This is a genomic window from Desulfobulbaceae bacterium (genome assembly GCA_015231515.1).
Taxonomy (GTDB): domain Bacteria; phylum Desulfobacterota; class Desulfobulbia; order Desulfobulbales; family VMSU01; genus JADGBM01.
This window is the reverse complement of record JADGBM010000131.1, coordinates 1-7,105: the sequence shown is the minus strand read 5'-3', so window position 1 is coordinate 7,105 and position 7,105 is coordinate 1. Positions and strand designations below refer to the sequence as shown.

Below are 7,105 nucleotides of genomic sequence, written 5' to 3'. Positions count from 1 at the left end.
ACCCAAAGTCATCAAATGATTATCTTGGGCCAGCGCAACAGCGTTATTCAATACTATTAAAAAATTTTTATTGTCGCTAATCAAATGATCCGAAGGCAGAACTATCATTACCGCGTCTTTGTTGATTTTATTAATTTTTGCAGCAGCCCAACATACTGCCGGTGCTGTATTTTTTGGTTCCGGCTCTAATAAAATATTAGAAATTGGAATTTTATACTTTTTTATTAACGGCAAAACATCTTTTTTATAATTAAAATTTGTTACAACAAATATATTTTCGCTTTTAAACATTGGCTTTATTCTAAACAATGTCTGTTCAAACAAAGTTCCTCTTCCTGTAATATCTAAAAATTGTTTTGGCTTATGCTTCCTGCTCATAGGCCAAAAACGTGTGCCTGAACCGCCGACTAACAATACTGCATAATTGTTTTTGTTTCTCATATAAAGTCCTTTTCAAGCTGTAAGCTATAAGCTTTAGTAAAACTAACATCTAAGTGCTAATGGCTAATAACTTTGTTGAAATACTTCGTAATGAGAACACAGATAGAACCATTTATTCACTTAGGTTAAAGCACTTTTCGTCAGGTAAATAGTTAGTAGGGTTTATTTGTCGCGTTGTAAAACGTAGTGGGAAAGGGCCTGTAGTATCTATTTTGTTTGATCTTCAGCAAAGATATCCAGGGAGTGTAGCGCCTCTTCTATAAGATCTCTTGCCGTTTGCTGGGCATAAGCAAATCCCCCCGTTTCTTCAATGATATTTCTGGCCTGTTCAAATGCCGTGACAGGTGAATCCGAATTTGATTCTAAAAGGGTCAGTAATTGTTGCTTATGGCGGCTATCGGCATGGGTCAGGGTGTAAATGAGGGGCAGGGTCATCTTTTTTTCTTGGAAATCGTTGCCTAGAGCTTTCCCGGTTTTTGTAGAATCTCCCAGGTAATCCAGCAGATCATCGACAATTTGAAAGGTTAGGCCTAAGTTGGTGCCAAAAAGCTGTAAGGCTTTACTTTGCGTCTCTGTGCCGCCGGAAAAAATGCTGCCGGTTTCACACGCCGCACTGATGAGGGCAGCTGTTTTGCCATGCAGAACCCTATAATAATTTTCTTCGGAGGTGTTTAAGGTGTTGGCATTTTCGAGTTGAATGAACTCTGAGTTCACCATTGCCTCGGTTGCTTTGCTGATAATGGCGAGGCATTTGGCATTGCCACGAGTCCCGGCCAGATACATTGCCCGAGAGTGTAGGAAATCACCGGCCAGGATAACGTGGGTATTGTCCCAGACAGTATTGGCGCTTTTTTGTCCCCGGCGTTTTTGGGCCCGGTCAATGACATCATCATGGAGCAGACTGGCGGCATGAAGATACTCAAAACTCAAAGAGAAACGGTACAGGTCTGTCGGGTCTTCTAGATTGTCCGGCCGACAGAGGCGAGCCGCCAAAACGGCGAGCAGTGGCCGAATCCGTTTTCCCCCGTTAAAAATTGCGTAGGAGATAACCTCGTGCAGCAGCGTGTTGTCAATATCAGCAAGATCATCATGCATGATCGTGTCAATTTTTTGGGTCTCCGGTTTTAAGAGAGAGACTAACGTATCTTTATTCACCAACAACCTCCGAAAAAAAGGTTTTCACTTGATCTATGCTGCGAATTACCGGACTGGCTGGAAGGCTTTTGAGGAAATGCCTGCCGTACCCTTTGGAAAACAGACGAATATCCAACACAGCGAGCAAGCCCTTGTCCTGAGTTGAACGTATCAGCCTGCCGATTCCTTGGCGTAAGGATAACACAGCGCGAGGAACTTGGAAGTCAAAAAACGGATTTCCTTTACTGTTTTTTATCTGATCAATACGCGCCATGATAACCGGATCACTGGGAACCTCAAATGGCAGTTTGTCTATAATCAGGCAGCTTAAAGTTTCTCCGGGCACATTGACTCCTTCCCAGAAACTTGCAACGGCCAGAAGAACCGAATGTGTTTCCTGTTGAAACTGTTCGAGTAAGACTGTTTTTGGGGCATCGCCTTGTTTATAAATTGGGAAGGGGATGGTCTCGGATAAAAAGCTGTAGAGCTGGTTCATGGCGTTGAAGCTGGTGAATAAGACCAGGGCTCGACCCTGGGAGGCCATGAGCAGCTCATAGACCTGTTGCTGAAGCGCCTCAAAATATGTGGGGCTGTTTGGTTCGGGGAAGCCGTTAGCTGGCACGTAGAGCTTGGTTCTGTTGGCATAGTCAAAGGGGGAGGCCAGTTGCAGTGTTGGGGTGTTGTCGTCAAGCCCGAGCCTGTTAAAGGTGTACTTGAAGCTGCCGCCGCTGGTAAGGGTGGCTGAGGTAAAAATAAGACTCTCTGCCTGGCTGTATAAAAACTCCTGTAACTCAACGGAGACATTGATGGGTGAGGCCGTTAAGGAGATTGTTTTTTCGCGTTTTTCGCACCAGTACACATGAGTCGGGCTCAGATCTGTTGTAATGGCGGTAAGATTATCTTTAAGTTCGAGACAGCGTCTTCGCGGCCCTTCCCAGAGATCAGAACAAAGTGCTGCCCTGTCAAGTTGTTTGCTGAGGTTGGTAATGGCAGTGTCAAGTCGTTCCACCTCAACCTCCCAGCTCTCGACTTGAGAGATGATATCGTTTAATGGGTAACGCCCTCTCAGGGTTGGGAATATTCCGGCAAATTCATTGGCCTGGGTTGCCAGGGCCTGAGCGATCTGGATAGTTTTAAGGCGTTCTTGGCCGGACATTGACTTATGGGCTAGGGTTTCGATGTCCTTGACAAGGTCGAGTAACTGGTAGTGGCTGAATGACGAGCCGAAGTAGCGGGTGGCAATATCTTCAATGTGATGGGCTTCATCAAAGATAACCGACTGGTAACGGGGTAAGACCTCGCCAAATCCAAAGCGGCGAATGCCTAGATCTGAGAAGAAAAGATGATGGTTAACGATAATGATATCGGCTGCTGCCGCCGTTTTTCGTAATTTGTTTATAAAACATGAACCATGCTCCTGGCATTGCGATCCCAAACACTTGGTAGCTGACGAGCATATCTGCTCCCAGAGCTGTGAACCGTCGGTCAGCCATGGCAACTCTGCCCGATCACCAAACTCTGTATGGTTAAGCCAGTGCAGCAGTTCATCTGCGTCATTAATCTGCTCGGTGAAAAGCTGTTGCTGTTGCGATGAAAGCATCTGTTTGGTGCGAAAGAGGCAGGCGTAATTCTGGCGCCCTTTAACGCAGACAACTTTTAGGTCAGGGGTGACGTATTTTTTAATAAACGGGATCTCTTTATTTAAAATTTGTTCCTGTAGGTTCAAGGTTCCCGTGGAAACAATAATTTTTTGTCTTGATAGAGCGGCTGGAATTAAGTAGGCAAGAGTCTTACCGATTCCTGTTTCGGCCTCAACTGCGAGCATCTCGGCTTTGTGGTCTCCTTGGGCAAAAGGATGCAGAGGTATGGCAGTGGTTTCCAGGGTTTGAGCCACACTCAGAGACATCTGTAACTGGCCGGGTCTGACTTCGTAGCCAGGGAGAGTTTTTGCCAACGGCCCGTCAGGAGAAAAAATATGTTCTATATGCTCAGTAAGGGCTGTCAAAAATGGGTCTCTGTCTTATTGTATTGGTGTGGCAAAGGGCGAAGGGTGATTGGTAAAGGGTAAAGGGTAAAGGGTAAAGAGCTAACAGCTAACAGCTAACACCTAACAGCTTTTTCCCGATAATACGTGCTTGAAACTGTGAAGTCAATCGACTTGACAATAAAAAGGCTGCAGTGATACGCTCTTGTAGAGGGGAACGAGGTGCCCGGTGAGTTGGTTAGCGGGAAAAATGATGAATTAAAAAGGGAGGAGAGGCCATGATGAACGATGTGAAAAAAATTTTGGTACCTGTTGATTTTTCAGATAACTCTAAGAAAATTCTTAAAGATGCGGAAAAGTTAGCATTGAGGTTTGAGGCGACACTCGCACTGATTTTTGTTGTGCAGAGTTTTGATGACTACTCCGGCTTCTTCGTGCCGCATATGCCGATTGCCCAATTTCAGGATGATATGCTGGGCAGTGCCAAACAGAAAATGGACAATTTTGTTGAGGACAATGTTTCGGCAGGAACGGCCTGTATCACCCAGGTCAGTGTTGGTGATGTTGCCGAAGAAATTGTAGGGTTTGCTGGAAGCAGCAAGGCGGATATGATCATTATGGGAACGCACGGCTATAAGGGGCTTGAGCGGATACTGTTTGGCAGTGTGGCAGAGCAGGTTGTCAAAACGGCCCCGTGCCCGGTGTTGACCATCAATCCGTATAAGTAATGGGTTAAGCACCTCACGCAGAGACGGCAACCAGAGTGTAGGGCTGGTGGTTCCGGGCTATGATCTCTATGGGTTTATTAGTGATTCTGGCGGCTAATTGTGGCAAGGAAAGCGGTACTGTGTGAAAAGTTATGGCGTGCCCTTCCTGGGCAGAGCCAAAGGTCTCTTCGGTGGCTTTGTTGAGCTTCGTGGCGCTGGTGTCATCAAGGGTTTTGCCTTCGGCAGCGCCCAGCAGGGCAGCCTGGAATTGTTTGATTTCTGATTGTTTGGTGTGATGGAATTTCTTCAATTGTTTAGCGAATGTTTCCTGGTCTATAGAGAATAATAGGCTCGGGATTGCAATCGTACAGACGGTTTTCTGCTGTGGAGAAATAAGCTCGCTTCCGTATTCGTATAAAGTGGTCAGTGTTTCTGTATCGGTTGCGATTATTGAGTAAGTTCGGTCGGCAGTATCTGCGAGAAACAGATGGCACCAGGCTTTAAGCAGTTGCAGTGGGTTTTTCACATGATTTGTTTCAGCGTTACTCGGTGATTGAACTGTAATTTGTTCTTCGTCTTCATCTCTTAGATCAGACATGAGTGTGCTCATTTTGCTATTGACAGCAGCCAAGGCGGCGTTTATCTCATTGTCTTCATTGTGGTGAATTTCTGCCAGTTTAAGAAGCAGTCGTGCATGCATAAGTTTATCAGGTTGTGGATCTGACGGAGTTGATTGGGCTAATTTATCGATCAATTGCCAGACACAGGACTCATCAACATCGGCAGCAAGATCGCTTGATAACCGCGATAAAGCCCCGCTGTAATATTCTGCCCGATAGGATGTCAGATCCTTGATGAATTTCTGAAAGGTGATGAGGCCGTCGGCAAAAGGAACAGGCGCGTAATGAGTGTAGGAGTCAACAAATTCATCGGAGCACACGCTGTCTTCGGATGGTGCAAATTGACAAACTGAGTTGGAAAATAGAAGCAGTTGACGAATGGTTGCCTGATCTGGAATAGTTGACGGCATTATAAGGGAGTTTATTGTACTCATGTCACATATGTCATTATGAAAAAGTTGAAAGAAAAAGCCTCAATGGCAATACTTATCCTTGTTTATCTGCTTTTGAGTTTTCGTTATTTCCCAGGAAATTTTTTGAAGACAGGTGTTGAAACCTTGCTCGAAATTTTCAGTGTTGCCCCGCTGGCTGGGGGTGCTACCCTTTTACTCGTTACGTTTCTACAACGAACCTCTGGAGAGAAAGTTCCCTGGGACAGATCGTTACGACTGTACTTAACTGTTGGAGTTATGGCCGAATTTGTTTTTGGTGTCTACCATTATCTTTCGGTTGGATAGTTTTAGTCCCTTATGAATTATTTTCGTGTTATTTGTGGCAAGAAATCCAAAAATTTCTTTGAAATAAATAACTTGCTTCTACTGTTAAGGGACTTATCCTGAACACCTAATGTTTTATTCAATTTTAGTGGGTTTGGTCTCCTCTGGTTCTGTTGACTCAACGAGCCCTTCGTTGGTTACCTGTGAAATGGGGTTGATGTCGTTATTGTGCAAATTTTGCCGAGAAAAATTAGATTGCCGGGCATTGGTGAATGATTCATGGAAAAACAGTGGTTTATAATTCGAACAAAGCCGCATAAAGAGTTTGTAGCCTCTACTAATTATCAGAACCAGGGCTATCACTGTTATGTGCCATCGATTTTGAAGACAGTGACTCATGCACGGGAAAAATCAGCAGTTGTGCGGGCTTTTTTCCCTGGCTATCTTTTTTTACATTTAACTGACGAAGAGCAGGATTGGGCTGCAATAAGCAGTACAATCGGATCGTTATGCCCGGTCAAATTTGGTGATCGTTATCCCGTTGTCCCAGATGAGATTATTGCGGCGCTTAGAGCCCGAGAAAGTGATGATGGCTATATCTCATTGCTCAATATCCGCAGCATAAAAGAAGGGCAGAGCGTACGAGTTATCAGCGGTGAGTTGGAAGGCTTGACCGGCTTATTCATGACCGCCAAGGGTGCCGACCGTGCACTGGTTCTTCTTGATATGTTACAACGCCAGGTAAAAAGCACGGTGCCGATTGATTTACTTGAGGTTGTTTAAGGAACACGAGTGTCGAATTCGATGTTATTAACTTAACGCTTATGGTCGTGAATCGTCATCCCCGAATGCTGTTATCGGGGATCCAGAAAACACTACACTTACTGGATCCTGGCTTAAATGCAAGAACCACAAACTTAAATTAGATTCTGAAACGCCGTATAAGGACGCAGATCGGGGTAAAATATTATTGATACGGGATCCGATTTGCGGAAGCCTACACAGGGGGAGGGGAATTGTGCCAACGTGTCCACAATTCTCGGCCAACAGTTCTGGAGAAGATTATGATGGAAATACAAACTGTAAAGGCCAAAATAACAAAAGTTGTTGCTGGAATTTGTGAAAAGGCACAGTTATTATGTGACTTTTCGGAACTTGGACAAAAATACCGTGAAGAACCTGCTGGGAGCATGTAAGTAAAAGTGAAGACTACGAACCAAGTCAGACCAGGATTTTCCCGGAGATTGTTACCCAGTCGTTCCCGGCGAAATTATTGAGGCGCTTAAAGCCCGAAAAACTGATGATGACGATATCTTTTGTAGTATCCCAGAGCCGCGCAGATGAAATTGTTGCCTCGTCATTTCTACGATATCGAGGGTAAATATTCGGTTTGCCCTGAAAGGGCCAGAACATAGCAGCCCAGGGCAACGCCCTGGGGACTGGAATAGTCCAGATAGCCCTGAAAGGGCGTGACATCTAAGCTGACCCTGCCGGTTTTAAGCC

The 7,105-nt window shown here is 45.1% G+C and carries 8 protein-coding genes; 3 read left to right on the top strand and 5 right to left on the bottom strand.

Annotated features, from left to right (window positions below; translation table 11 throughout):
• The 3 genes from HQK80_14405 to HQK80_14395 all read right to left on the bottom strand — a co-directional run.
• Positions 1–441 (bottom strand): mannose-1-phosphate guanylyltransferase/mannose-6-phosphate isomerase (locus HQK80_14405; GenBank protein MBF0223390.1); only part of this gene is annotated, 441 nt, incomplete at its 3' end.
• A gap of 207 nt (positions 442–648) precedes the next feature.
• The gene (locus HQK80_14400) at positions 649–1,596 is read right to left on the bottom strand and encodes a polyprenyl synthetase family protein (GenBank protein MBF0223389.1); all 948 of its coding nucleotides are present in this window, start codon (positions 1,594–1,596) and stop codon (positions 649–651) included.
• Positions 1,589–3,580: an ATP-dependent DNA helicase gene (locus HQK80_14395; GenBank protein MBF0223388.1), complete on the bottom strand. Its 1,992-nt coding sequence runs from the start codon at positions 3,578–3,580 to the stop codon at positions 1,589–1,591. The genes HQK80_14400 and HQK80_14395 overlap by 8 nt, the downstream gene beginning before the upstream one ends.
• A gap of 260 nt (positions 3,581–3,840) precedes the next feature.
• On the opposite strand from HQK80_14395, the gene HQK80_14390 reads away from it, so the two are divergent.
• A complete protein-coding gene (locus HQK80_14390) occupies positions 3,841–4,287 on the top strand; it encodes a universal stress protein (protein MBF0223387.1) in 447 nt (148 codons plus the stop codon).
• A gap of 13 nt (positions 4,288–4,300) precedes the next feature.
• Here HQK80_14390 and HQK80_14385 read toward each other — a convergent pair whose 3' ends face one another.
• Positions 4,301–5,320 (bottom strand): hypothetical protein, encoded by a 1,020-nt coding sequence (locus HQK80_14385; GenBank protein MBF0223386.1) that lies wholly within the window; start codon positions 5,318–5,320, stop codon positions 4,301–4,303.
• A gap of 15 nt (positions 5,321–5,335) precedes the next feature.
• Here HQK80_14385 and HQK80_14380 point away from each other — a divergent pair, with 15 nt between their 5' ends.
• Both HQK80_14380 and HQK80_14375 read left to right on the top strand, forming a co-directional pair.
• A complete protein-coding gene (locus HQK80_14380) occupies positions 5,336–5,623 on the top strand; it encodes a hypothetical protein (GenBank protein ID MBF0223385.1) in 288 nt (95 codons plus the stop codon).
• 258 nt (positions 5,624–5,881) lie between these two features.
• Entirely contained in the window at positions 5,882–6,385 is a 504-nt protein-coding gene (locus HQK80_14375; protein ID MBF0223384.1) for a transcriptional activator RfaH, read from the top strand.
• 438 nt (positions 6,386–6,823) lie between these two features.
• Here the strand turns inward: HQK80_14375 and HQK80_14370 are convergent, their stop codons facing one another.
• Positions 6,824–7,078 carry a hypothetical protein gene (locus HQK80_14370; GenBank protein MBF0223383.1) on the bottom strand — a complete coding sequence of 85 codons (255 nt, stop codon included), beginning with the start codon at positions 7,076–7,078 and terminating at the stop codon, positions 6,824–6,826.
• Between the last annotated feature and the right edge of the window lie 27 nt (positions 7,079–7,105).